The organism is Bacillus cereus G9842 (genome assembly GCF_000021305.1).
GTDB classification, from domain to species: domain Bacteria; phylum Bacillota; class Bacilli; order Bacillales; family Bacillaceae_G; genus Bacillus_A; species Bacillus_A thuringiensis_S.
Genome location: NC_011774.1, coordinates 40,055 through 64,672, shown reverse-complemented (window position 1 = coordinate 64,672; position 24,618 = coordinate 40,055). Strand labels below are relative to the sequence as shown.

Sequence of the window (24,618 nt, the reverse complement as noted above, 5' to 3'; positions counted from 1 at the left end):
CTAAATAGTTTTCCATATCCCATTCTTGTACGATTTCACTGTTTCCCTATCTCGTATGAGCAACATCTTATCGTATATAGAAAAGTCTTGGCTTTCTTTATATGGTGATTTATTTCCGACTGTATCTTTGGCTTGCACTCTTATCTTTGCATTATCTGTATTAATATGACGTGGAATTATAACTGAAATTGATATATCTGATACACTGGTTGCTACTGATAGCCATGCACTGCCATCATAGATATCAATATCGTAAGTGATGGGAGCCCCGATTTGACTCGTAGAAGCACCCCAATCAAGTTGTATACTTTCACTTGTTAAATATAATGTCTCTTGTATCCCTGTGATTTCTCCTGGCTGTGTTGGTGGGTCATTATCTAACTCATAATCGACACGACCATTAAATATCCTTCGTTCACTAAATCCACTACTTAATGTAGAAAAACCTGCTCCATTTATAAGAGTGACATCATCATTAGAAAAGCTAGTGTCTCCATCTGAATATGCTATATTACTGCCAGATGGATTAACCAATGCAAAACCTTTTGTCTCTCCTGATTTAATCTTAACTTTCAATTTGGCTGGTATCTCAGTATATACTTTATTGTTATCAATAACATTCGTTGGAACATTAGATACTATTTTAACCCATCCACCTGCTCCGTTTGCGTATCCTCCGTCCCGCACATAAATATCAACATAAGCAACTCCTCTAATTCTGAAGTAGGTTGAAAATCCTGTCACAAAAATATCTTTATTTGCTGTAACAGAAAACATAACGCCTCTATTTCCATTTCCACCTTTATTAATAGTTTTAATATATGGCATATTGTTTATCCTCCTTACTGAATGGCTTTCCACACTCCATCTTTATATGACTTTACTATGTTATTATCTTGCACTAATAAAAGACGAGTTGCGATTGTAAACACATTTCCCAATGTGTAATCTGATTTTCCTCCTTTATTGTCTTTTGCTCTTACCCGAAACTGTGCTTTGTCTGTATCTAAACTTGGAAGAATAGTAGCATAAGAATTTACTGTTACACTAGATTCCACTGAAACCCAATCGGAGCCATTATATAGTTCCACCTCATATGAGATAGAATCTCCTTCTTTGTCAGTTGATACTGTCCATTCTAGTTGTACTGATTCCCCTGAGAGATTCATACTGTTTACGGTCGGCTGTTTTACAAATAGCTCTGGCTTAGTTGGTGGCTCATTTCCTTCACTATATCCAATTACAGTGAAAGGGACACCATACTCTGGGTAATCTCCATCTATTGAGCTAGGAACTGTATTGTTTACATTATAGAAATACTTATGCATAGTTGTAGCACCATATTTATGCTCTGCAATTCGAGTAAAGCCAACTCGTGGGTTTTCATAATTATTTCTAACTTGCTGTAATAATACGACCTCTTCTTGTGGACTTGGGATAGGAGTAGAAAACCCAATTGTCTTTTCAACACCACCAGTAAGAAACTTACCATTTCGATATACATTGATGGAACCAAATCCTAATCCTGTTGGTGATCTTGGGGTATCAACTGATACCGTTGAATCAATATCTTCTTTCGTTGCAATCTTATAAAAAAGAGATGATCCCATTGAACCATTACTTGTCGCTTCTGCAACTTTAGTATAACCAGATGGACTTATAATTGCAGAGTTCGAAATAGACCCTGTTGATTGTGCCATGACAACAATTAAATCCCCTACCTGGATGCCACGTGGAACAGGCCAAGAAGTTATATAATTTATTCCACTATAGCTAGTAGCAGGAGCTGTAGTGCCAATGTGCTTTATCTTATTCTCCCTTTTAATATTTTCATCTAAGATAATAAACTTTGTTCGTGAGTCCCAGCTATTTCTATATATTGTTACATTTGTATTTACAGGAACTATTGATGAACACATTTTTCCGTAACGTTCTGTAAGAGGAAGTAATGCACTGCTTCCGTCATTAAGAGAACTAGCTGCAATAACAGCAAACCTACTATTAACCCTAGTTGTAGTAACAGGAGGAAAAGAAGATCCACTTTTATCAACCATGCCATAGTTTACAACTTTAGCATCTGCAACAGACATCAATGACATCTCAATCCAACTTAATTGGGCTGTTGCGATACGTATCGGATACTCTTCCGGTTCATACTTTGTTGCTACTTTATACAACATAGTAGAAAATTCACTAGTATTTGTTTTTATAAATCCATCATTAGAATCAATAATGGCATCATTATAATGATTGACATATAAAACTAGGACATCTCCTTCTTGTGTTCCTGTAGGTTTGGCGATTGTCTTAATACCTTTTGCAGAAGCAGTTGTACTCCTTACTCTTATTCCTTTAGGCTCATCTAATGTGTAATCAAACTTCCATTCTGGAAACTGAAGTGCGCTTCTCCCATACTTTCGACTAGCTGATTTAATTTCTAGATGCTCGTTTGATGCTCCATTAAATGGATCTCTGCTTCCGTGTGTACCATTATCATAATTAGAAGAGTCTTGTGTTATTGTCGTAAGACTTAGCCTATATGTTTTTCCTGAAAGCATTTTCACATCCTGAAAATCTTTCCATATATTAGGACTAATACTTACACGATTGTTATCTGCTGTTTCTTCTGTACTTGAAATATCATAAACAATTTGTCCTGTTGATTCGTCGGCAATTCGAAGCCGATATACAATTCCTCCATATCCTCCGTTATACGTTTGAACATACACCTTATTCATGATGATGTTTGTTTTAGGTGTTACCAATACATCGTAAGCAGCACCCCAGTTACCTTCTGATCTTGGTACTAATAATGAAGGCACTTGCACTTCTCCTTTCATAAAGAAAGGCGACCATTCAAAGAATGAATCGCCTATACTACTTCTATTTTGGTAATGGATTTATACTTTGTTCGGTCAATCGGCACTTCAAATAGTTTGCCATCTGTGAAGGTATCATTCTGGATGCCATCTATTTTATGAATGCCATTTACCTTTACGTCTGAACTAGCAGTAGATAAGAACTCATTTAGAACGAGTTTGGTTGCAGGGCTTGTTTGGTCGAATTCAAATACCTTGCGCTCTCCCGTTTGTGTTCCTCCATCAATAATTGCACGGAACTTTAAGAATCTTTTTTGCGGAAGAAAACTTGGATTAAATGCAATATATTGACTAAACGTAACACCATCGTCAGAAGTGCTTATTTCCACCCGTGTATAAGATAGTGCTCCATATGAGCTTCCCATCTTCTTGATTGGAGTTGGTGTTGTTCTTGCGTATGCTTGAAAACTACTTCCTTCGTTTAATGTTCTTAATACTGTAGGGCTATCAAGAAGTGTATAAAATACAGCGAGCAAGCCACTAGAGTAACCTAAGTTTGACCACCAATCTGCAACATTTCTGGCAATTACAGTATGTGTATTAGAAGTACTCACAGCATACAAAGTATTATCATTTGTTATATAAAAATAATCTGAGTATCCTGCCTTCTTAACTGCCATTACATTTGAAGCTATTTTTGTAAATGAATACGATGTACTACCAGCAGGGTTCGCATACAAATCTCCGTTATTACCTACATAAAAAAATCTAGCTTGACCACTATTCGCTCCACCTGCTGCTATGCTTTTTACAGCTCCAACAGAATAAAAGCTTTTACTAAAATCCATGGGAGATGATCTAGTTGTAAAGTATCCATTGCCATCTAGTGACCGATATGCTAATTGAAAATTGGCATATACAACGTAGTCCACATTTGTTGCTATTTGCCCTTTTTGGAACGAACTATCCGTTGCCACCATCCAAAGAGTGTTATCATTTTTTACATATGCTAATCTTCCTCCTTCAGAAGAGTCCGCTTGCTTTACATTCGTATCAACAAGGGTTGGTGTCATGCTCGTTCTCCAAGCATATAGATTGCCATTCATATCAATATAGCCATCACAAGCATAGTCATAGTCCTCATTACTAATGACAGCAGTTTTTACATTAGAAGCTGCTTTTGTCCATTTACCAACTGGAAATCCATGTGACATATGTGCTGTACTTTGATCAGTAGTCACATATAAATCATTATTTACATCTACATATCCAAAGAAAAAAGACATATTGTTTCTCCTTTCTTACCCAAATTTAATTTCTATTCCTGTTACTTTTTGCATGCCGCTTCCTAAGTCAACGCCTTCTGATTCCCATGTACCAGAACCTACAAATGCTTGTGATCCAATTTGTCGAAGCTGAATATTTCCTTCTTTAAATTCCGCATCATCAAACATGCCCTTGGTTAAATCAACATCATAAAGCTCTTTAACTTGTAAGTTAGATATTTGAGCTTCTATCCAATCTAACCTCTCATCAACAGAGTCAAATCGACCTTCTGCTCCCTTTCCTACTATCATTTCATTAAGCTGTTTAATTTCCTGAGCCACTTTACTTGCCTTACTGAAAGAAATAATCTCCATTGTATCCCCTCCTATAGCACAATCACTGTAACAGATGTACCAACAGATTCATTTTTACTTGTATCCACTGATTTAAGTGTAAATGTATGTTCTCCATTTGAAATGCCATTCAATACAATGGATGCACGTTTTGTGGTATCTAGTGGCGTCTTAATATTATCTATATAAACATTAATCTTATCTAAGTCAGCATCTGTAGAATTCACCCACTCCAGATTTACAACGCCTTGAGATGGAGAACTACCAACTAACCCTTTTATATCTGCAGGTGCCGTTACGTCCACCTCTGTTCTAGTTTTAATACCTGTGATATTTCCTTTAGGATCATAAGAATACGTTTTTGTTACAGTAACTTTTTGTCCTTTATTATTTGCAAATGTTTGAACTGATTTACTTAGCTCACCCGATGCTAAATCTCGATAAGAATACTCTACTATCATTTCTTTATCGCCTGTTGTAGTATGACGTATAATATTTCCATATTGCTCATCATACTCAAATTTTTCATCATAGTTTCCAGAGTCTGTAGTGCCTTTCAAAATTGCAGATTCTAAATCTCGTTTTAGATTCTCAATGCGCTGTATTGTTAATATACCACCATTCTCATAACCTCGAATCAAGTCATCAATAACAGCTTTTGTATTTGTATCAAACAAATCACTATTAATGTGTATAAAACGATCATAAACCGTATCATATATCCCTTTTAATTTAATAATGTCATCAATAATTTCGATTAAACTATCTTCTAAATCATACTTTTGTATCTTTGTTGAAATTCTATTCATAATCGTGCCTCCTCTTTTATTTTTACTGAATTTTTATGGATTTCACATGAAATCCAATTGTTTAAAGATAAATCAAAATGATCTTTATATATTGATAAATTCTTCATTTATCCCAAATTTTAGATTCTCTTCTCTCCTTACATCATCTCATACAAATGAAATACGTTCTCTATCCATATTAAATCTTTCTTTTGTTTTATATCCATGTTAGTGAATAATCTTGTAACTCTACATTAACAGGTAATTCTATCTTTAATTTTAATTTCTTTTCTTTTGGATGAATCTTATCATCAAATATGAAAAGTTCCTCAGGTGAAATGCCTATCCAAGTTTCACCGTTATCACGAGAAATATAATAATTTATTCTATCAGCATTTTCATTGGTGATTGCGCCCATCATTTCTATTCCTGTGAGACTTGGGATAGTCATATCAACAGCTTTTTTTATAAGAATTCTATAATATAGGTAGAATTCTTTATTTAAAAAGGTATAGTTTTTTCTTTCCTGCTTTATAAACGTAGCATCTGAGACACTATGGAGAGTTGTATAATTGATGCCATCCATACTTCCTTGAAACTCCCAATCTTCAATATGATAAGAATCTGCTACACTAGAACCTTCCACAATATATTTATCTACTAAAGTTGGATTAGGAAATCTATATCCAATCCAACTAGGATTAGGTCCTGTTAAAGTGTTCCCTCCCCATCTTGTTTCAGAGTCTCTATCGAACGCTTCATAAGCAGAAACATTTCCTTTTTCTCCTTGATTTGTATTACTTGCAAACGCTTCTCCAGAAGGAGTTGTATTGGAAGTCATTTTAGGGATTAAGTTTTCATCTGAAGATACAGGTGTTACTTTCACATTGGCAATTAAAATAAGTTTAGAAGGAATACTCTCTAACTCTTCAGTAGTTGTTTCAATAACACATTCTTCAGTTGTTATTAATGAGCCCTTCTCAGAATTATGAATATAACCTTTACTCTTTTCAGTATCAATTCCACTTACATCTAATAGATCATCAAACATCATATTTTTCATATTGTATTTTAGTGTTTTTGCAATACTATTTAATTTAGCATGTGCCTTCATAATGTTGACTGCATCATGAACAATGAGTTGATTTGCTCGTAATGATAACCCTTCTAGATATCTTTCCAGGTTATCAATACGCTCTTTTACGTTTATAAAATTACCTTCTACACCAGAAAATAATGTTTGATTACGTAAGCTGGATTCTGCATCCTTGGTTTTATTCGCAATACCATAACTAATAGTATCCATTTAGCACCATCCTTTCTATAACCATGAGTATGAAATTGCATGAAGCTCTTTTCCGTTTTTTAGAACGACCTTAACAAGCAGTTCTTTACCCTCTGGGAGTTTATCTAAACTAACAAGCTTATCTTTCTCAATTCTCATCCATGATTCATTGTTACGAGATACATAATATTCTAAACTGGATTCTCCATTATCTTCAGTAACTGACGATAATAAAAATAATGTAGGAATAGTCTCTACAGACTCAACGGCTGTAATCAAAATAGCTGCTTGCGTCTTGTCCTTTGGTGTTACTTTATGATTTTGTTGATCATGAAGAACATTCTTTGAATTTATTAAATCAATGCCAGAGCTATCACCAAAATCATCTATAATCATATCTTTCATGTTATAGCGTTTTTTATCTAAAAGAGAATTTACTCTTAAATTATGTTTATTGAGATTTACATGGATACTCGTTTCTAAGTCTGATACACGATTAGGCAATGGACGATTCTGATAAGAGATTGCCACATTATTAAACTTATACGCTTCATCAAGAACAGTTACTTGTATTTGTAAGTTCTTTGAAAACTTACTTACTATTTCAAAACTATTTCCTACATCAATAAAATCATCTGTTGTTTTCACAGATACTTTTACTTTGTCTCTTGGCAATTCCGCTGGCACATTATTGCCAAAATAAAACTCCAATTCATCAATATTCACAGGAAAGACTCCGCCCTCTTGGAATCCATTTGTTTCCGAAACAACTAGTGCATAGGCCCTGTATCCTGAATTATTTTCAAAAGCGTATTCTCTTTCTTCATACTCTCCCCAGTTCACTTGATTTACTCGTGTATCAAGATCAACCCATTCATTAGAACCTAACGGTAGACCTCTGAACACCCAGCTCTTTGGTGATTGATTCACATACTGCAAATTCTTTCGAGATCTGATTTTATACTTATTTACTATCTTTGTCACAGCTTCCCACTCATACATAATCCAATGTGGAAAGGTTGCGCTCTCAGATGATTGCCATCCTACTCCTTCATTTTTCATTCCATCAAACGCATTAGCGGGAACATAACTGTTTCCAGTGTTTCTAAATGAACTAGCAGAAGCCTTACCGCCTTCTGCTAAGTTTCCACTTTTCGATATTAATGATCCTGTAACTTTTAATGCTTTTAAATCCAATGCATCTTCCCCTAAATGAATTACATTAGAAGTCCAAACATCATTAGTGATGCTACCTTCTTGAGTTGAAACAACCTTTACTTTATCAATTAATCCTTGTCTTTTCTTTTCTAATTCATCTAGACGAGTTTTAACAGTAGCAAAAGTTCCTTTTATATCTTTGTCTCCATTTTTGTAGTCACCTACACCTAGACGCCTATTCAGTGAGTCTAGATTTTTTCTTCCTTGCATTGCTTTAGAATAACTGACGATATCCATTGTTTCACTCCTTTCTTGTTGTTAAGCCCATGCATAAGCGATTGCTGTTAAGGTTGCTAAATCTGTTGGTAGATTAATACGAATTTTAAACAGCTTACCAGATTGTGCTGAGACATCTATTACATCCCCTGATTGAAAGGCATTCCAAGTACTTCCGTTATCTAAAGAATATTGGAATGTACATTCTTGATGATCTGCCGCTATGACAAGTGTTTTGCGATATGTAGGTAACTCTTCTGTATCCGTCTCTATCATACCAGTTCCACGATATAATTTATCTTCTGAATTATAGAGATAATGCTGTGACATGCTTGCTGTAAATTGTTTTTCAGTTTCTGTATAAGCTAATATCTTAGAATTACTCGGGAGTGCTTTCCATTGTTCCTCTGTAATGCTATTTAATGAAAACATACCATGGTCTTTAAACATTTCGTATGTGACTGGTTCTGTGCCTACATCTTCCCATGTGCTATTAATTTTTTTGATTATATTTTCAGATTGAATGAGAAACATTTGGATATTAGGTATTTTCACGTCATTATATAATCCGACTGGATCATTTGATACATCTGCGAATTTAGAATCAATATTATTAATCTTGAACCCTGTTATTCCAAGTTCAGTAAATCTAACTTGGCCACTTCCTGACCCAATGCTAATTCCCCCGTTATCTTTAAAGTAATAGCGAATACCATTACAAAATATCCAACAGTCAATAGGACCATAAATCATTCTAACTTTGTCCTCATTGTTGTTTTCTACTCGCTTCCATTGATTTGTTTCTATATCACGGTATTCGACATAGGTAATAAAATCCTCCTTCCCAAGACCCTCATCAGGCAATCCATATGGTTTAATTTTTGTAATAAGAACAGGAAAATCAAACACAATTCCCATCCAAGCAGAAGTGGTTCCTCTTTCAAACCAAAAAGAAGCATCAGAATTACTTTTGTTCCCATCATTTAATGAAGATGGATTATAACTACTGCTTGTACTCCAAGGTGGTGATGATTTTGCTATGCCTATTGTTTGCAAGTTATCATCAGATATTTCCTTGTCATTAAAATCAATACGTGGCATTTATTTCACCTCTATTTTCTTTATATTTGTTATCGATGCAAGACTTAATTCAGATACCTTACCTGAGCCTAATTCCGTTGTATTAGAAAATGCAACTTCTTGCTTTGTTTCTCCTGCACCTGAAGAAGCAATATTTTTCATATTATCAGATTCACATGTATCTATTACCATGTCATGCATCTTATATTTTTCTGATTTAAGTAATGCATTACTTTTGAAATTGAGTTTCGCTATATTAATTGCATTGATTCGTTCTAGTTCTTTTAAACGTCCCTCAATCGTTAAGCTGTTTGTTTCAATTTTGATGCTATGTAATTTTGGTGAGTTGCTTACAACTGGCACTGTCTCATATGCTAATTTATCAATTAATAATGTATCTGTAACTGCATGTAAATCTAAATAATATGCTAAACGCAACTTCATTTCAGATAAAAAGGGCTTCCATGCTACTTGTGTAATACCATTAAATGTAGCAATATCCATCCCTTTTGACTTTACATCATCTAGGTCGTTTATATCAACAGGATGCCAAGATACACCATTAAATGCTTTCCATGTTGTTCCACTGTCATTAGATGCAATAATCTTGAGGACACTTTCATTTTGTACAGTTCCCGTTAATGTAAAGGATTTAATAGGCTTCTCAAATATCATATCTGTTTCTTGCATAATCAATTGTCGCTTTGGTATAGCAGTTACATTTACAGACGCACTATTAATACTTGTATCTTTTGTGAGCACTAGTATTTTAATATTGTCTGATTCTAATTGATTCCATGCTGATTCAGGAATTACACTCAAATCTGTCATACCATGTTGCTTAAATTCATCTACTGTAGGCATATTCATTCCTCCTTATATGGTTTGCCATGTATTATTTTTATATGTTTTTATTATATCACCATCTTGAATAAGTAATAATTGTTTTCGCACAGTAAAGGCAGCACTCTCCTGATATGCAGATGCAACCGTATTATTATCTACTGCTCTTACTCTTATTTTCGCATTTGTAATATTTAATCCATCGGGAAGTGTATATTCTACTGATACATCTGTTATCTTTGATGCAACCGACACCCAAGAAGAACCGTTGTAGAAATCTACATCGTATGTAATTGCATCCCCCTCCGGATCCGTAGATGCATCCCATGATACTGTAATGGTTTCACCTGTTAGGTATACACTATTTGTGCTTGCTGTTATCTTTAGATTAGTTGGTACTGTTGGCGGCATACTTCCTAATTCAACAAGTTGAATTGTTACATATCCATGTCCGGTATTTCCTATTCTTCCATATGTATTTTCCCCAGATACATAAGAGCCACCACCGCCACCTCCATATCTATCGTTGTAACCACATGCACCACCGGAGTAACCACCGCCACCGCCACCAGAATAGTGACCATTACCACCGCCACCACCAAATCCACCGTCAGCACCTTTTGCATAAGTTACAGCATATCCACCAGCTCCACCGAGCGCAAAGCTTCTTCCTCCCTGTGCATAGGTGTTTGAGCCATTAGGTGTATCCCAACTTACAACTTTTTGTGTTGCATATTCAATAGATTGTCCGTCACTATAAAAGCCACCACCTGCTCCAGCTGGATACGTACTAGAAGGAATAGATTTACCACCTTGTCCCGATGAACCTCCATATGGAGTGGAAGAACTGGTAGATGATGTTCCGGTTGGTCCTGTACTTGCATTTGTTCCGTATGCTCTTGAAGCATTTTCAGCTGATGATCCACCGCCACCACCACCGACAATTAGAGGGATAGCCGAAGAAAGTGTATCTCCTTTGGCAACAAAACTACCACCACCGCCACCACCTCCATTAGTATAAGCTCCTCCTTGCTGTCCAACTAGGACATGAATAACATCCCCTTTTCTTAATTCTACAGTACCATACACAATTGCTCCGCTACCTGGTGAGGCTGTATAGCTTGTTCCCTTCCCCCCTTGTGCACCTGCTGCTGTAATTTTATATTTTCCGTTCATAGGGACTATCCACTTCATAATTGTCCCTGAACGACCAGTAGACGTTGGATTGAAATGAAGAGTGTCATTTAATGTTAGTGCTTCTGGGTAATTAGTAACACCAGAATATGTGTTATTAACAATATGTGTTGCCATGTAATTTCCTCCTTTTTTAAATAAACTCCCAGTTTCCGTTTTTATAAGATTTATTTATGTCTCCATCTTTAATTACATACAATTGCTTTGCTACTATAAATACATTACTTAGCACATATTCAGATGCACCATTTTCACTGTCAGTTGCACGAATCCGTAGTTGTGCTTTGTCTGTTGTAACTGACGGAAGGATACAATCGTATTTTGTAGCTGTAATCTTTGTTGCAATACTTACCCATGCAGAGCCATTATAGAAATCTATTTCATATGTAATAGGATTTCCTTCTGGATCAGTTGATGCAGTCCACCCTAACGGTATTATCTCATTGGATAGATTCATACTATTAGAGATTGGTTGCTTTGTAAGTGATGGCTTTGTTGGTGGCTCATTTGCAGAGCCGATAAATGTAATTTCTACTTTCCCATGACCTCTATTATATCCCGATACAGTTGATTGATTGTTTCCTTTATTAAAAGAACCGCCACCACCTGCAGCATACTCAGACGCATTTCCGCCACCGCCACCACCCGTGTATCCACCACCACCACCGCCAGCAGAAAATCCGCCACCGCCACCGCCTCCGCCTCCGTATCCACCATAATCAATGGCATTATAACCATTGCCCCCAATTCCTCCATTAATAAAAGCCTTTCCTCCATATCCATAGCTACTTCTATTTCCATCACCATAGAATCCACTACCACCCGATCCACCTGTAACGCTTCCGCCATTCCCTCCATACCCTTCTTTGATAAATCCAGCTCCTGAAGAATCCCCTACAGAAGATGTTCCAGGTCTAGCTTCAGCAATATAATTTTGATATTTATTAAATCCACCACCGCCACCGGCTATAATAAGAGGGGCATTTTGTGAATCTGCTAAAAATGTTCCACCACCACCACCTACTGTTCCATATTTAGAATTTGTATATGCCCCTCCCATTTGCCCAATTAATATTTTTATTACTTGCCCCTTTTTTAGATTAAAGTTACCTTGTACTTTTGCCCCTTTTCCACCACTATTTCCACCTTCTGCTCCATAAGCCTCTATTTTATACTCTCCATCATTTTGAACAGTCCATGATATTATATCTCCTGAGGGTCCAGTTCTAGTATTACTAATCAGCAATACATCCCCACGCTGTAAGCTTGCTGGAAATGCTACTACTGGACTACCAGGTTGATTTACTGTATAAGTTGCCATAGTATCTTCTCCTTTCTAAATAATTTTCCATATACCATTCTTATATGTTTTTACATTATTTCCGTCTCGCACTAATGCAAGTTGAGCGGCGACTGTAAACACATTACTCATTGTGTATGGAGATGCATCATTTTCATTATCAAATGCTCGAACTCTAAATTGTGCATTACTTGTATTACAAATTGGAAGTATACAGTCATATGTTGAACCTGTAATTTTCGTTGCAATGCTTACCCATGTAGAACCATTATAAAATTCAATTTCATATGTGATAGCATCTTCTTCGAGATCAGTAGATATGCTCCATTCTAATGATATAGATTTTCCTGGAAGATTTATGCTATTAGAATCTGGCTGTTTTATAAATATTGTTGTAATCGCATTTGGTTTATTATGGTCCGTTCCAAGTATCTTAATTGGCGTAGGTGTGGTTCGAGCGGTGGCATAAAAATTTTCAGCACTAGATTCTGATGCCACTTTTAATATAGAAGGCTGATCTGTTGTTGTATAAAAAATCGCATTTAATCCAACTGCTCCTGTTTTATTTGACCAGTATTTATCTACATTTGATGCAACCAAAGACATATTAGATGGCTGACCACAATATAAATCACCTGATTTTGTGATATATGTAAGGAATAAGTCTGCTCCAGTTTTTATAGATAACACATTTGATGCAACTTTTAATTTACCGTTTCCTTCTGCGTATAAATTGTCATACATGTCAATGTAGGCATACATATGTCCAATACCAGAGTAACTTCCTAATGCAATAATATCTTTTACCTTCCCAATTACTTTTGAATTATAACATCCAGTTCCGCCTAATGTTCTATAGGTATATTGAGAACCGGAAGCTGTCGCATATTTTGCATCACTTGCAATTTGAGTTTTTGAAATAGTACTTGCAGTATAAGAACAATTACAACGCCATAATGTATTATCACGTTTTACATAATACAGATATCCTTTATTAGAGCCGTAAGCCTGTTTTACATCTGTATCTACAAGAACTGGTTCTTGCTTATCTCGCCATAAATATAAATTATTTGTAAAGTCTATATATCCATCGACACTATTATATGAATCATATCCATTTGTAATAATAGGGTATTTCACTTTTACTGGAATCTTCGTCCATACACCTACTGGAAAACTGTGGCCTAAGCGATTTGTTGCTGATGCGATTACATACATATCATTTTTGTTATCAACATATCCAAAAAAGTTAGACATAGCACTTCCTCCTTTCATAAAGAAAGACGACCATTCAAAGAATGAATCGCCTATACTACTTCTATTTTTGCAATGGACTTATACTTTGTTCGGTCAACTGGTATTTCAAATAACACTCCATCTGTGTAATTATCATTCTTAATGCCATCTATTTTATAAACAGCACTCACCTGTACATTGGTATTAATAGACGAGACAAATTCATTTAATGCCAATTTGGTTTCTGGGTTCGCCTGGTCAAACTCAAACACCTTTTTTTCCCCCATTTGTGTACCACCATCAAGGATTACCCGAAACTTTAAGAATCTTTTTTGCGGAAGATTGCTGGGATCAAAGAAAGCATATGAACCAAATGTAATGCCATCATCAGAAGCACTCACTTCTATTCTTATATAAGCTAAGTTATCATTATATGAACTTCCTAGCTTTTTAATTGGTGTTGGTGGAGTTGGAGGTACCCCACTAAACTTTGCTGCTTTTAATACAGTGGGATTATCAATAGTCGTATAAAAAATACCATATATAGTTCCGCCGTAAGTTATGTTATCCCAATAGTCCATAACGTTTCTTGCAATTAACTCTGTGTCCTTGTATAAGTCATTGGAAACTGTTAGATATATAGATCCACTTCCTAATTTTCTAACTGACTTTACACCATACGAAATTCTACTAAAATTAGAGGTTGGTGATGTACTCCCATATAAAGTTCCAATAGTATCAATATACATATATCTTCCGCTGCCGCCATTTGAACCAGCTACAGCAACATCTTGCACGGCTCCTATATCAACAAATCCTGCATTTGGACTTGAACCCCAACTTGTATATGTTGAGAAATACCCTCGTCCATCTAACGATTTATATGCAATTTGATTATTTGCCGATACAGCATAATCCACATTTGATGCTATCTGTCTTCTATAAGGCCCACTTGTATCTACTATCCAAAGAGTATTGTCATTTTTAACATAGACTAATTTGCTTTCTTCAGATGAATCCGCCTGTTTTACATTTGTATCAATCAGGATTGGCGTTTTACTTGCTCTCCAAATGTATAAATTATTATACATATCAATATATCCATCACAGGCATTGTTATAATCCTCATTACTAATAACGGCGCTCTTTACATTTGAAGCAGCTTTTGTCCATTGGTTCTGTGGAAATGTATGCGAAGTATCACTGGAGGAATTACCAGCAATTACATACATATCATTGTTTACATCTACATACCCAAAGAAAAAAGACATATGATTACCCCTTCCTTATTTAATTTTCATTTCGATGTTTGTTATTTTTTGCATACCGCTTCCTAAGTCTACTACTTCAGACTCCCATACTCCTGATCCTACAAATGCTTGTGGTCCGATTTGGCGAAGTTGAATGCTACCGTCTTTGAACTCTGCATCATTAAACTGACCTTTATTTAAATCTACTTCATATACCTCTTTTACTTGTAGGTTTGATGCTTGCGCTTCTATCCAATCTAACCTTTCATCAACAGAGTTAAATCGACCTTCCGCTCCCTCTCCTACCACCATCTCATTGAGCTGCTTAATATCCTGAAAAACTTTACTTGCTTTACTGAAAGAAATAATCTCCATCTTATTCCCTCCTATAGTACAATCACTGTAATAGATGTACCAACAGATTCATTTTTACTTGTATCTACTGCTTTAAGTGTAAATGTATGTTCTCCATTTGAAATGCCATTCAATACAATGGATGCACGTTTTGTGGTATCTAGTGGCGTCTTAATATTATCGATATAAACATTAATCTTATCTAAGTCAGCATCTGTAGGGTTCACCCACTCCAGATTTACAACTCCTTGAGATGGAGAGCTGCCAACTAACCCTTTTATATCTGCAGGTGCCGTTACGTCTACCTCTGTTCTAGTTTTAATACCTGTGATATTGCCTTTAGTATCATAAGAATACGTTTTTGTTACAGTAACTTTTTGACCTTTATTATTTGCAAATGTTTGAACTGATTTACTTAATTCACCTACCGCTAAATCTCGGTAAGCATACTCTACTATCATTTCTTTATCGCCTGTTGTAGTATGACGTATAATGTTTCCATATTGCTCATCATACTCGAATTTTTCATCATAATCCCCAGATTCTGTGGTGCCTTTCAAGATTGCTGATTCTAAATCTCGTTTTATATTCTCAATACGCTGTATTGTTAATATACCACCATTCTCATAACCTTGAATCAAGTCGTCAACAACAGCTCTTGTATTTGTATCAAACAAATCACTATTAATATGTGTAAAGCGTCCATAAACTGTATCATAGGTACCCATCAACTTAATAATGTCATCAATAATTTCGATTAAACTATCTTCTAAATCATACTTCTGTATCTTCGTTAAACTTCTATTCATAATCGTTTCTCCTCATTTTTTTACTTATTTTTGTGATAACATATAATCAAGGCGTTTAAATCTCGTTCTAAATAACCTTTATGTTTTGAGGTATAATTTGTTCATCCTCCAAAAGCTTATGATTTGTTAAGAGCACTGCCTCATTATTTAAATGCAGCATTAATATTTCAAAATCAACTATTTTATCATTAATATTCATAATCTCTTGCACTAAGTCATTGTAAATAAAGCCTTGTCCCATCTCGAATTTGCCGAAATGTTCTTGAAGTTTATTTTGTGTTTCAAAAGATATATATGACTTTTGCTGTGCGCTCGTTGATTCATGAAATGCTAACTGCACCGTTATATCAATTGGGATTTCAATTGGTGTAATGATATTAGGACGACTTCCAAAAGCTTTTATCTTTGATATTTGTTCCCCTACATTATGAAGCACTTCTTCTTTCTCGTATCCATACTCGGGTATCACAATAAAACTAAAACTTCCCGTTCCATGAGTATACTCTTTACCAATTACATCTCTTACGCCATTCACTGTTAAGCAAGCTAATCTAAGTGCTGTATGGTTTGCGGTAGCTGATGCAGGAACGATTTGTATTAATTCTGCACGATACATATCATCATCTATTAACTTTTCTGTTAATATACCATCAGATCCACGAACTTGATGCATTCTTCGTTTATAACTAAACAGTCCACCAATTAAATCTAAATGCTCATTCGTTGCTTTGCTAATAAATCCTTGATTTAATACTTCTTGTGCAAAATCATATAACGATATTCTTTTAGGATCATCTCCTGAACCAATTTCAGGAGCAATTGCTTCTGTAATAGAACGGGCAATACTTCCTGCTGAGAAATTTGTAATAGGCGTATTCTCAGATATAGAAACACAAGCATCTCTTATAATTTCTTGCGCACTACGTTTTAATAACATCATGAAAACCTCCTATAATTCTAGTGGCTGTTTAACAACTACTTTCCCTTTTTTATCTGTACTTAATATAGCAAAGAACTCTATTGCTTCTATGCTAGTAGGAACAGCTCTAACATCTATATCTGCAATCTGAAATCGCCCATCGGCTGTTAATGTTTGATAAATTTGTTCCACACCTCTCAAGCCTGTTTCTCTAGTGTTTGGCTCTCCTTCTAGCAATTCTAAATCAGCACCTAGCCACTTATGAGATCGCCATTCTCCTTTTTGGGAATGCATGCGATTCGTAATGTCTTGTCTAGCAGATTCATATTGCTCTGTAAGTGCAAAATCACCTGATTCATTAACCATGTAATCCCCTTCGATTTCATTCTTAGTATCATAAAAACGAATATCAGATTCATTATAATTCCTCATCTCTAATTCCCGCTTTCAATTTTATTGTTTAGCTGCAATAAATCGTGTACGTCTTTTAGTTCATCTTTTATATACGAACTTACTTTCATGTCAGTATGCTTTTGAAGGTTTTGTGTAAAAACGTGCACACTTGGAGCAAACACCATAAGCGCCTGCTTCTTTCTACTAAAACGAAATCCCAATCCATAATCCGCATATCCTTCTAAATCCCCATTTTCTCTAGCTAATATGCCAGCACCACTAATAGAATTAATTACGCCCACATCATTCTCTTTCGCTTCAGTTGCTGTTTCTGTGAGAAAATCAATATCTTCTGTTACTCTTAGATCTAGATCCGTTAGCTTTTGTTTCCAGCTCATAGTAACCCTCCACCTGGTAATAGTTCCTCAAAGAAACCAGCAACACGTATGCTTAAATTATTCCAAAATAGTTCTATTTGGTCTGGTTCTCTATAATAGGCTGTAGCTATTGGCATACTAGGATCACCATTAATAAACTGAATCCATACTCGGTCATTCTTTGTAAACCCTTTATCAATAACCCCCTGTGAATAAACAAAACAAGGGACGGCATATAATTTTTGAATTTTATTTCCTTGTAAAACGTCTACATCAACTGTGTGTTGCTCCCATACTTCTATCTTTTCCCCTTTATGTCTACCGCACCTACAAACACCACCTGCCTTTTTGGTACCTGTATTAGGATGATAATCAACAACTTTTCCAATAAGACCATAAGAGCGTCGTTCTGACGCTCTATCTGCTCCTTCATTTTGCAAATCTTTTCTTACTTGGCTTGCTTCTATACCCACAAACAACTCCTCCTTTTATTTTCTGCACAATGGATATGAACAATGCAAGTGATTCCAATGCCCTTTAGGATCATATTGCATTGCACCGTCTCCGTATTTACTATTCATTTCTTGAATAATATCCCAATCACCAAACACTAACCCTCTAAAGCCAGCTTTCAAACAACACTCTACAAGCTTTCTAGCCTTTTCTTTATCAGTTCCATTTGGGAATCTCATTTTCCCATTAATAACTCTCATTGTATTTGGAGTATCAATGTCAGCAGCCCAACCAGTACCATGCCACTGATTATCACCTGGTCGCCATCCACTTGTAATATTAAAGCTATCTCCTGTGGCAGCCTTATATAATTTAGCAACTTCTATAAGCAACTCACCTGTTGCTTTTCGAACTTTACTTGTACCGCCACCTCCTACAATCGTTAAACCAAAATTACGTCCAGATAAATTATGTAAATCAATAATATCTGGAGCACCACCACTTCCTAGGTGATATTTACTTTTCCCTTCTTTCCCTGTTATAAGTGGACATGAACTTGCACCACCAGAACCTTCGCCAACTGCCCCGCCACCTTTACATGCACCAGCAGGCAAATTACCATCATAGTAACGTAAAACTCGTTCTACATATTTAGAATCACCGTATCCTGGTGGAATCCTTGAAATTCTACCTACTTTTTTAACCATAGATTCTGAGAAACTATAGGCTAATTCATATGTGTATTTTCCACCTCTGCTCATACAGTAATCAATAAATCCACCGCCGAAGTTATAGGATTGCAATACTAGTTTGATATCACCTTTTGCTCTTGCAAGTTGGTTCTTGAAGTGCGTTACACCTTGCTTAATACTAGCATCTACATCTTTAATATACCCAATTGGTTTTCCCATCGATTCTGAGGATTGCATCACATCAGGGAGTTTGTGATAATTACCGCCTGACTCCTGCATAGTTAAAGATTTTAATATCTCTGCATACGATCCGATTCCTTGTGCTTTTGCTTCAGCTTCAATCTTAGGACCAATTACATCAAAGTATTTTGAAAGACCTTTCGCTTTACCATCTGTCGGTACATCACCCTCAGGAACACAAGTACCATCATCTTTGCTTCCAAAGAAGGATGTAACTTTATCCCACAGATCTTTAAACCAACCGGTTATTTTGTTTTTAATTTTATTCTTCCATTCTTCCCAAGATGTTTCTTCTTTTTCATATGTTGCTTTTGTATCCCTTTTTCCTAACAATTCTAATCTCTTATTAATTTGTTCTAAAGCTGCTTTGCGATCTTTATCATAAAGTTCAAACAGTTTTTCTGAAGTCGATACTTGTTTTTTAAATGTATTATAAAAGTTACTCGCTAATTTAGTTAGATCAATAGGTTGTTCTGTAGGTGTATCCGACTTTATCCCCATTTGCTCTTGAAGATTATCATTTCTAAATTGCCAAGCATCCACACCAATAAATCCTAGAAGGAATGCAGAAACATCATTTGTTATAATTTTTTGCACAAAATCAGGTGCATCCCCTATGACAGAACCCTTATGTCCATTTATACCTGCTGTATATTCAAATCCGCTTTTTTGTAATGGAGATATTAAACATGCCTGTCTCATAAATAACCATCGTTCAATAAATTCTCCAATTGTTGATGTAAGGATATGAACTCCTAAAGCTTCTATGGCTAGTCCTAGCCAACCAATTGGCCCTGCCGTTATGTGCGCACCTGCCCAAAGAGACGTTACAACACCACGCCCACCTTTTAATACCTTACCTATGGATTTAGAACCTTTTGCAATTAGAGCACTTCCTTTAGCTTTCATCTTTACATTTTTAAAACTGTTATAGCCAAACTCTCTAGAATTCTGGAATATATTCTTTAAGTTGTTTGTGCCTTCTTCTCCTGTTAGCTTAGCAAGTTGTTCAAGTAATCCATTCTTGGACCATCTCGCAATATCTTTGGAAGATATACCACCTTTTCTCAATTCATCAGCGGCAGCTATCTCTTTGCCATTTGGTGCCTTACCACCAGTTACCTTATCCTGAAACTTTTGACCTAGCTTGCTCGTATCAAATCGCTCTTTCATCTTGTCGAATCGATTTTTTGTAGAAGACCATAAAGCATTCATAATTGGTAAATGTCCTGCGTATTTAGAAGTTCTTAATTTTTTACGTAACGTATGGGTAATTAATGCGCTACCTGCTAATGCTTGGACACTTGCAAGTAACGTCATGGCACGGCGGTCTGTATTAACAACTACAACATCCGGTTTGATTAAAGTAACATACCCTTGTTCATGATTCATAATTTGTGTTACTTCCTTTACCTCTGCAGGACCTGAAATAGAATTATGCTCATCATTAATCCACATTTGATCAAATGGCTTTACAGATGGATCTCCCATAACCGTTAAATAGCCATCATACATATCTTTTACATAATCCCTTAAACCTGCTGCTGTTATTTTTACAGCAACTCCTTCATCGTAATACCACTTAGGCAATTTATTTAGTAAGCCACCAATCAGAGGGATATTTTGTATCATGCGAACCCCTTGCGCATTCATTGTCGTATCAATGTTTACAACTCTTTGTTTTTCAGGCCAAATATTTGTGTCAACAAACACTGGGGAGGTTGTATCCATCTCCCCTTCATTCATGTATAAACCAACAGCTACTGTATACATGTTATCTTCAGTAGTCTCTATTGAATTATCAATAATACTTGTTGCACTATCGTAAACATGGAATTGTCTAAATGGCTTCAAAGCAGTACCTTTAACTTCTTCACCATCCACAACATAATCATAATGCAACGGGAAATATGGCTTTCCAGAAAATATAGTATTCCTAAAACCAAAGGGATGAACCGCAACTATGTGATCATCACCAACAGCCGCACATATATTTAATACATCCCAGACGGTCTTATCAAATAATCCAATATTAATACCAGGTTCATCTGCTTGCCCAATACCAAATGCATCCTTAATTTTATTCCACCAGCCATCATGCTCTTCGTTTGTTAGCCCCGTGGTTTGGTAGATATTCATATTAATTTCTCCAACAGTTCGGCTATCCTTACCAAATGTTACTCCACCAATAAATCCTCCAGCAACACCGCCAATAGCTGCTCCCATTGGTCCACCAATTAGAAATCCTCCAGATGCCCCTAATGCTGCTCCTCCAAAGAATCCTCCAAGCTCACCCCATCCTTGTGGAGCTTGCTGATGTCCAAAATGCATTATGCCTAAACTATGTTCTTGGAATTCATCATTAGATAAGCCAGCCCAAAGATTAGAAAAAAAGCCTCTTGAATCAGTCAATAATTCATCTACAATTTCTGTTGGTTCTTGCTTAGAAAATAAAAATCCACCCTCTGTAGTTTCATTCACATCTGCTCTAATTTTATTTGTTAGTTCAATTCCATCGTCCTGCGCAATCACTGTAAGAGAAATCCCATTATTTTGAATAGATGTTATTGTTCCATTCATGATTGTTGGCATACTCATAGGGTTTGAACCATATCCCATTCTGAAATGAATACGTGTGCCAGTACGCAGCATAATACTCTTATAATAGTTTGCGTTCCTATGTCGTGAACGCTCTGCTTCTTTAGCCACCGCACCAGGCATTGTTAGCATTTTAAAGACTTCACACCAACTTGTATTTGTTAAATCCATACCTTTTTCAGCGTCATCCAATGTTCCATAGATATTACACATCTCTATCGCCAATGTACTAGAAGCTTCTTTTCTGCTATTAGTATAAGTAATATCCATAACAGCTTGATAATTAAAGAATTGATCGGACATTTTAACAGTCCCCATATATTTTCCTTCATCAATAAATGTCAGAAAAAATGTAGGGAATGCTCTGACTAATCTTCCACGCATATCATATTTCACCATGTCATGTAACATACCTGTATGTATTCGGTTATCGTCTTTGAAATCACTTTCTTTCATGTTTTGTTCTTGTTTTTTTCCGTTTGGACCTGTGGTTTTAAAATCTTTCACAGGTAAATCTTTTGTTTTTTCTTTGATGGTTTGATCAGACCATTCTGGATTATAAGAAGATGAATTCAACACTTTATTAATAATGTCGATAACTTCTCTAGGTGGTTGTTTATTATCTTTTAATAAATCTACATATTCTCGATCATAACCAAGATATAGCATAACCACCCCAGCAAAGCGTACCTTTTGTTGCTCCCAACCATTATTGGTATTCAATCCAAAACAAGCATATACATTTTCTTCGTGATACATTTTTTTATCACTCGTATTTGATTTAGCAAGCATTTGGTTTAGTTCCGTGTAATATTGAGACATCTTACGTACACCCTGTTCAACATTATATTCAATATTTTTACCAAGTAAATTTACATTAGAACCATACATTTTTCTGACTTTCATTATCCCAATGTATTCTCCATCTATAGATCCATCGTTATTTACATAGTATTTAAAGTTTTTATTCATCATAGTAGGAGAACTTGTTTTACTATTTACTACTTTATCCTGCCTTGTATTTGTTCCTACATCATAGAATTGTTTTAATTCAGAATCTAGAGCCTTAGCAAATGCAACTGTAAAGTTTTGATTAATATGAAACTGTTGTGATTTTTCTCTAATAAGAGCTTCTGCTTGAGCCACAGAAAGGTTATTTTTATCAATAAGCTCTTCTGGGATAGCACTATAACTAACTTTATTTTTACCTACTGCATCCTCATAGTCTTTTCTACTATTCTTTAATTCTTCAGATGTAATATCATTTATATTCTCAATATTACCACCGTTGATATTTGCTTCTCCGCCTTTACCATCCCTCAATACTGTTTGATAATTTTGTTGTGCTACATTAACCAAATCCTCAAAGAATAACGTCCCTTTTTTGTACTTAATAAAAAAGTCAGGATCTACAAATACACCATTATTATAGTTTTCTACCTTAAAACCAGCTTCCTCAACTTCGCCATAAGTAGGGAGTTCTAAGTCAGGATATACTTCAGCCGCTGCAAAGAACTTTTGTATGGATTCCTCATAAATGGCTTGTTTTTTTGCATCCGCTTGAACATTAGAACCTCCTAAGAATGATCTTAATCCCACCCATGCTTCTTTCGCTGCCGGTCTATCCGCAAAAAATTGAGCCCATCTATTTAATGGATTATCACCTATTCCGTCTTCAAACATTGTAGCTGGATTTAAGCTTGTTAAAAGACTCAAGACTCCTTGATTCTCAAATTTATTAATATCCCATTTAGCAGTCTCTGATAACCATTTAACCTCATTCATCTTTTTTTCTGCTCGATTGTATGCAATCATTGTTAAAGTGACTTCAAACATCCCTGGCATTCCTGGCACAGTATTTGTTTGCATATCTTCAATAGTTACATTTTTTACTCCAAATAATCTTGCAAGCTGATTATCAAAATCTAGAAATCCATTCGCCATCTCTTTATGATAGGTACGAATTAAATAAGAAGTTCTTCTCATTAGCCCTTCTAAGCTTGCAATAGACTCCATATCATGAGTAGTAAACTTTCCCGTGATTACTGTATCCTGAGATCCCATATACTGATGCGTAGGAGATTCATCATGTTGTAGTTGAACAGAAGTAATGGTGTTTTCAAATCCTATAGACAAATCAGTTAATGTTAAGTTAGGTAAATCCCACTCTTCGTAACCTACGTCATGTTCAAACATTGCCTTTTCATAAAATGCATCAATATCTTTATTGAATTGTTTCTCTAGTTTTCCTGTATCCAGATAATCTTCTTGCTTCTCTTCAATATAACTCTTAATCAGTTTTTTCTTCTCATTATTCCATTTGTTCATCTTAACTAAATCATCTTCAGCGGCTATTCTAAATTTAAAATCATTATCTAATTCTTTATATAAAGGTTCATAATAAGAACGAAAAGATTTCGCATTTTGAGGATTTAAATTTCTTTGATAATGCCATCTAAACAGTGGCCAATCAAACATCTCATCATATGTTCTATCCTCATCATCTGAAATATATGAATAAGGCTCAAATGAATATAATTGTATTTGAGCTTGTAAAGTTTGTGGAAATCCCGGTGTTGTTTGAACCGTTATTCCAGAAACAGTAACCGCATCAATCTTATGAATATCATTTAAATATGTATTTTCTATTGGTAAAAACGGACATTTTTTTACTTGAGATAATAAAGGTCTAAGTTCTTCATTCATATGATCTTTATCAGGGAAAAACAGGGTGATTTCAATCACCCTGTCAAAGTGCCCCGATTCTTTAGGTAAACTATTTCTAGCACGCAGAATTTTTACACGTTCATTTTTCATTTGACGGTGTATACTAATCGCGGTAGGTGGTACAAAAAACGCTGTATCTCCTATGCGTAAATGATGTTCAAGCAAGCTCCCATAAGGAGTTCTCTGAGTAACTGGCATAATCATTCCC

Annotated in this window: 20 protein-coding genes; all 20 read right to left on the bottom strand. The window is 35.6% G+C overall.

Annotation, left to right across the window (positions count from 1 at the left end; all coding sequences use genetic code 11):
* The 20 genes from BCG9842_RS28670 to BCG9842_RS28575 all read right to left on the bottom strand — a co-directional run bounded on the left by BCG9842_RS28670 (position 1) and on the right by BCG9842_RS28575 (position 24,608).
* On the bottom strand, positions 1-828 hold the full coding sequence (locus tag BCG9842_RS28670) for a hypothetical protein (protein ID WP_001146349.1): 828 nt from the start codon (positions 826-828) through the stop codon (positions 1-3).
* A gap of 14 nt (positions 829-842) precedes the next feature.
* Entirely contained in the window at positions 843-2,822 is a 1,980-nt protein-coding gene (locus BCG9842_RS28995) for a fibronectin type III domain-containing protein (protein ID WP_001139565.1), read from the bottom strand.
* A gap of 50 nt (positions 2,823-2,872) precedes the next feature.
* A complete protein-coding gene (locus BCG9842_RS28660; protein ID WP_000007492.1) occupies positions 2,873-4,105 on the bottom strand; it encodes a hypothetical protein in 1,233 nt (410 codons plus the stop codon).
* Positions 4,106-4,120: 15 nt separating this feature from the next.
* Positions 4,121-4,459, bottom strand: a complete 339-nt coding sequence (locus tag BCG9842_RS28655) for a hypothetical protein (RefSeq protein WP_000402863.1) — start codon at positions 4,457-4,459, stop codon at positions 4,121-4,123.
* 11 nt (positions 4,460-4,470) lie between these two features.
* Positions 4,471-5,247 (bottom strand): hypothetical protein, encoded by a 777-nt coding sequence (locus tag BCG9842_RS28650; RefSeq protein WP_001080011.1) that lies wholly within the window; start codon positions 5,245-5,247, stop codon positions 4,471-4,473.
* Between the two features lie 196 nt (positions 5,248-5,443).
* Complete coding sequence (locus BCG9842_RS28645; protein ID WP_000379771.1) at positions 5,444-6,532, bottom strand: discoidin domain-containing protein; 1,089 nt, start codon at positions 6,530-6,532, stop codon at positions 5,444-5,446.
* Positions 6,533-6,547: 15 nt separating this feature from the next.
* Positions 6,548-7,966, bottom strand: a complete 1,419-nt coding sequence (locus BCG9842_RS28640) for a hypothetical protein (protein WP_000355890.1) — start codon at positions 7,964-7,966, stop codon at positions 6,548-6,550.
* Positions 7,967-7,987: 21 nt separating this feature from the next.
* Positions 7,988-9,046 carry a hypothetical protein gene (locus BCG9842_RS28635; RefSeq protein ID WP_001137311.1) on the bottom strand — a complete coding sequence of 353 codons (1,059 nt, stop codon included), beginning with the start codon at positions 9,044-9,046 and terminating at the stop codon, positions 7,988-7,990.
* Positions 9,047-9,889 (bottom strand): hypothetical protein, encoded by an 843-nt coding sequence (locus tag BCG9842_RS28630; protein ID WP_001143448.1) that lies wholly within the window; start codon positions 9,887-9,889, stop codon positions 9,047-9,049.
* A gap of 12 nt (positions 9,890-9,901) precedes the next feature.
* Positions 9,902-11,179 carry a fibronectin type III domain-containing protein gene (locus BCG9842_RS28625; protein WP_012614837.1) on the bottom strand — a complete coding sequence of 426 codons (1,278 nt, stop codon included), beginning with the start codon at positions 11,177-11,179 and terminating at the stop codon, positions 9,902-9,904.
* Between the two features lie 16 nt (positions 11,180-11,195).
* Positions 11,196-12,383 carry a glycine-rich protein gene (locus BCG9842_RS28620; protein WP_000257264.1) on the bottom strand — a complete coding sequence of 396 codons (1,188 nt, stop codon included), beginning with the start codon at positions 12,381-12,383 and terminating at the stop codon, positions 11,196-11,198.
* A gap of 15 nt (positions 12,384-12,398) precedes the next feature.
* Positions 12,399-13,619, bottom strand: a complete 1,221-nt coding sequence (locus BCG9842_RS31505) for a hypothetical protein (protein WP_000064434.1) — start codon at positions 13,617-13,619, stop codon at positions 12,399-12,401.
* A 50-nt stretch (positions 13,620-13,669) separates the two neighbouring features.
* Complete coding sequence (locus tag BCG9842_RS28610) at positions 13,670-14,869, bottom strand: hypothetical protein (RefSeq protein ID WP_000007493.1); 1,200 nt, start codon at positions 14,867-14,869, stop codon at positions 13,670-13,672.
* 15 nt (positions 14,870-14,884) lie between these two features.
* Positions 14,885-15,223, bottom strand: coding sequence for a hypothetical protein (locus BCG9842_RS28605; protein ID WP_000402864.1), 339 nt, complete (start codon positions 15,221-15,223; stop codon positions 14,885-14,887).
* Between the two features lie 11 nt (positions 15,224-15,234).
* Complete coding sequence (locus tag BCG9842_RS28600; RefSeq protein WP_012614833.1) at positions 15,235-16,011, bottom strand: hypothetical protein; 777 nt, start codon at positions 16,009-16,011, stop codon at positions 15,235-15,237.
* Between the two features lie 67 nt (positions 16,012-16,078).
* Complete coding sequence (locus BCG9842_RS28595) at positions 16,079-16,948, bottom strand: baseplate J/gp47 family protein (protein ID WP_000925104.1); 870 nt, start codon at positions 16,946-16,948, stop codon at positions 16,079-16,081.
* A gap of 12 nt (positions 16,949-16,960) precedes the next feature.
* Complete coding sequence (locus BCG9842_RS28590) at positions 16,961-17,362, bottom strand: hypothetical protein (protein ID WP_001246993.1); 402 nt, start codon at positions 17,360-17,362, stop codon at positions 16,961-16,963.
* A 2-nt stretch (positions 17,363-17,364) separates the two neighbouring features.
* Positions 17,365-17,721 (bottom strand): hypothetical protein, encoded by a 357-nt coding sequence (locus BCG9842_RS28585; protein WP_000118578.1) that lies wholly within the window; start codon positions 17,719-17,721, stop codon positions 17,365-17,367.
* On the bottom strand, positions 17,718-18,173 hold the full coding sequence (locus BCG9842_RS28580) for a hypothetical protein (protein WP_000510552.1): 456 nt from the start codon (positions 18,171-18,173) through the stop codon (positions 17,718-17,720). Before BCG9842_RS28580 ends, BCG9842_RS28585 begins: the two co-directional genes overlap by 4 nt.
* A 15-nt stretch (positions 18,174-18,188) precedes the next feature.
* On the bottom strand, positions 18,189-24,608 hold the full coding sequence (locus tag BCG9842_RS28575; protein WP_012614825.1) for a lysozyme family protein: 6,420 nt from the start codon (positions 24,606-24,608) through the stop codon (positions 18,189-18,191).
* Between the last annotated feature and the right edge of the window lie 10 nt (positions 24,609-24,618).

Bases quoted from the DNA above. Each gene is read 5' to 3' on its own strand.
- BCG9842_RS28670 (WP_001146349.1), bottom strand. From the start codon at position 828: ATGCCATATATTAAAACTATTAATAAAGGTGGAAATGGAAATAGAGGC.
- BCG9842_RS28660 (WP_000007492.1), bottom strand. From the start codon at position 4,105: ATGTCTTTTTTCTTTGGATATGTAGATGTAAATAATGATTTATATGTG.
- BCG9842_RS28655 (WP_000402863.1), bottom strand. From the start codon at position 4,459: ATGGAGATTATTTCTTTCAGTAAGGCAAGTAAAGTGGCTCAGGAAATT.
- BCG9842_RS28650 (WP_001080011.1), bottom strand. From the start codon at position 5,247: ATGAATAGAATTTCAACAAAGATACAAAAGTATGATTTAGAAGATAGT.
- BCG9842_RS28645 (WP_000379771.1), bottom strand. From the start codon at position 6,532: ATGGATACTATTAGTTATGGTATTGCGAATAAAACCAAGGATGCAGAA.
- BCG9842_RS28640 (WP_000355890.1), bottom strand. From the start codon at position 7,966: ATGGATATCGTCAGTTATTCTAAAGCAATGCAAGGAAGAAAAAATCTA.
- BCG9842_RS28635 (WP_001137311.1), bottom strand. From the start codon at position 9,046: ATGCCACGTATTGATTTTAATGACAAGGAAATATCTGATGATAACTTG.
- BCG9842_RS28630 (WP_001143448.1), bottom strand. From the start codon at position 9,889: ATGCCTACAGTAGATGAATTTAAGCAACATGGTATGACAGATTTGAGT.
- BCG9842_RS28625 (WP_012614837.1), bottom strand. From the start codon at position 11,179: ATGGCAACACATATTGTTAATAACACATATTCTGGTGTTACTAATTAC.
- BCG9842_RS28620 (WP_000257264.1), bottom strand. From the start codon at position 12,383: ATGGCAACTTATACAGTAAATCAACCTGGTAGTCCAGTAGTAGCATTT.
- BCG9842_RS31505 (WP_000064434.1), bottom strand. From the start codon at position 13,619: ATGTCTAACTTTTTTGGATATGTTGATAACAAAAATGATATGTATGTA.
- BCG9842_RS28610 (WP_000007493.1), bottom strand. From the start codon at position 14,869: ATGTCTTTTTTCTTTGGGTATGTAGATGTAAACAATGATATGTATGTA.
- BCG9842_RS28605 (WP_000402864.1), bottom strand. From the start codon at position 15,223: ATGGAGATTATTTCTTTCAGTAAAGCAAGTAAAGTTTTTCAGGATATT.
- BCG9842_RS28600 (WP_012614833.1), bottom strand. From the start codon at position 16,011: ATGAATAGAAGTTTAACGAAGATACAGAAGTATGATTTAGAAGATAGT.
- BCG9842_RS28595 (WP_000925104.1), bottom strand. From the start codon at position 16,948: ATGTTATTAAAACGTAGTGCGCAAGAAATTATAAGAGATGCTTGTGTT.
- BCG9842_RS28590 (WP_001246993.1), bottom strand. From the start codon at position 17,362: ATGAGGAATTATAATGAATCTGATATTCGTTTTTATGATACTAAGAAT.
- BCG9842_RS28585 (WP_000118578.1), bottom strand. From the start codon at position 17,721: ATGAGCTGGAAACAAAAGCTAACGGATCTAGATCTAAGAGTAACAGAA.
- BCG9842_RS28575 (WP_012614825.1), bottom strand. From the start codon at position 24,608: ATGCCAGTTACTCAGAGAACTCCTTATGGGAGCTTGCTTGAACATCAT.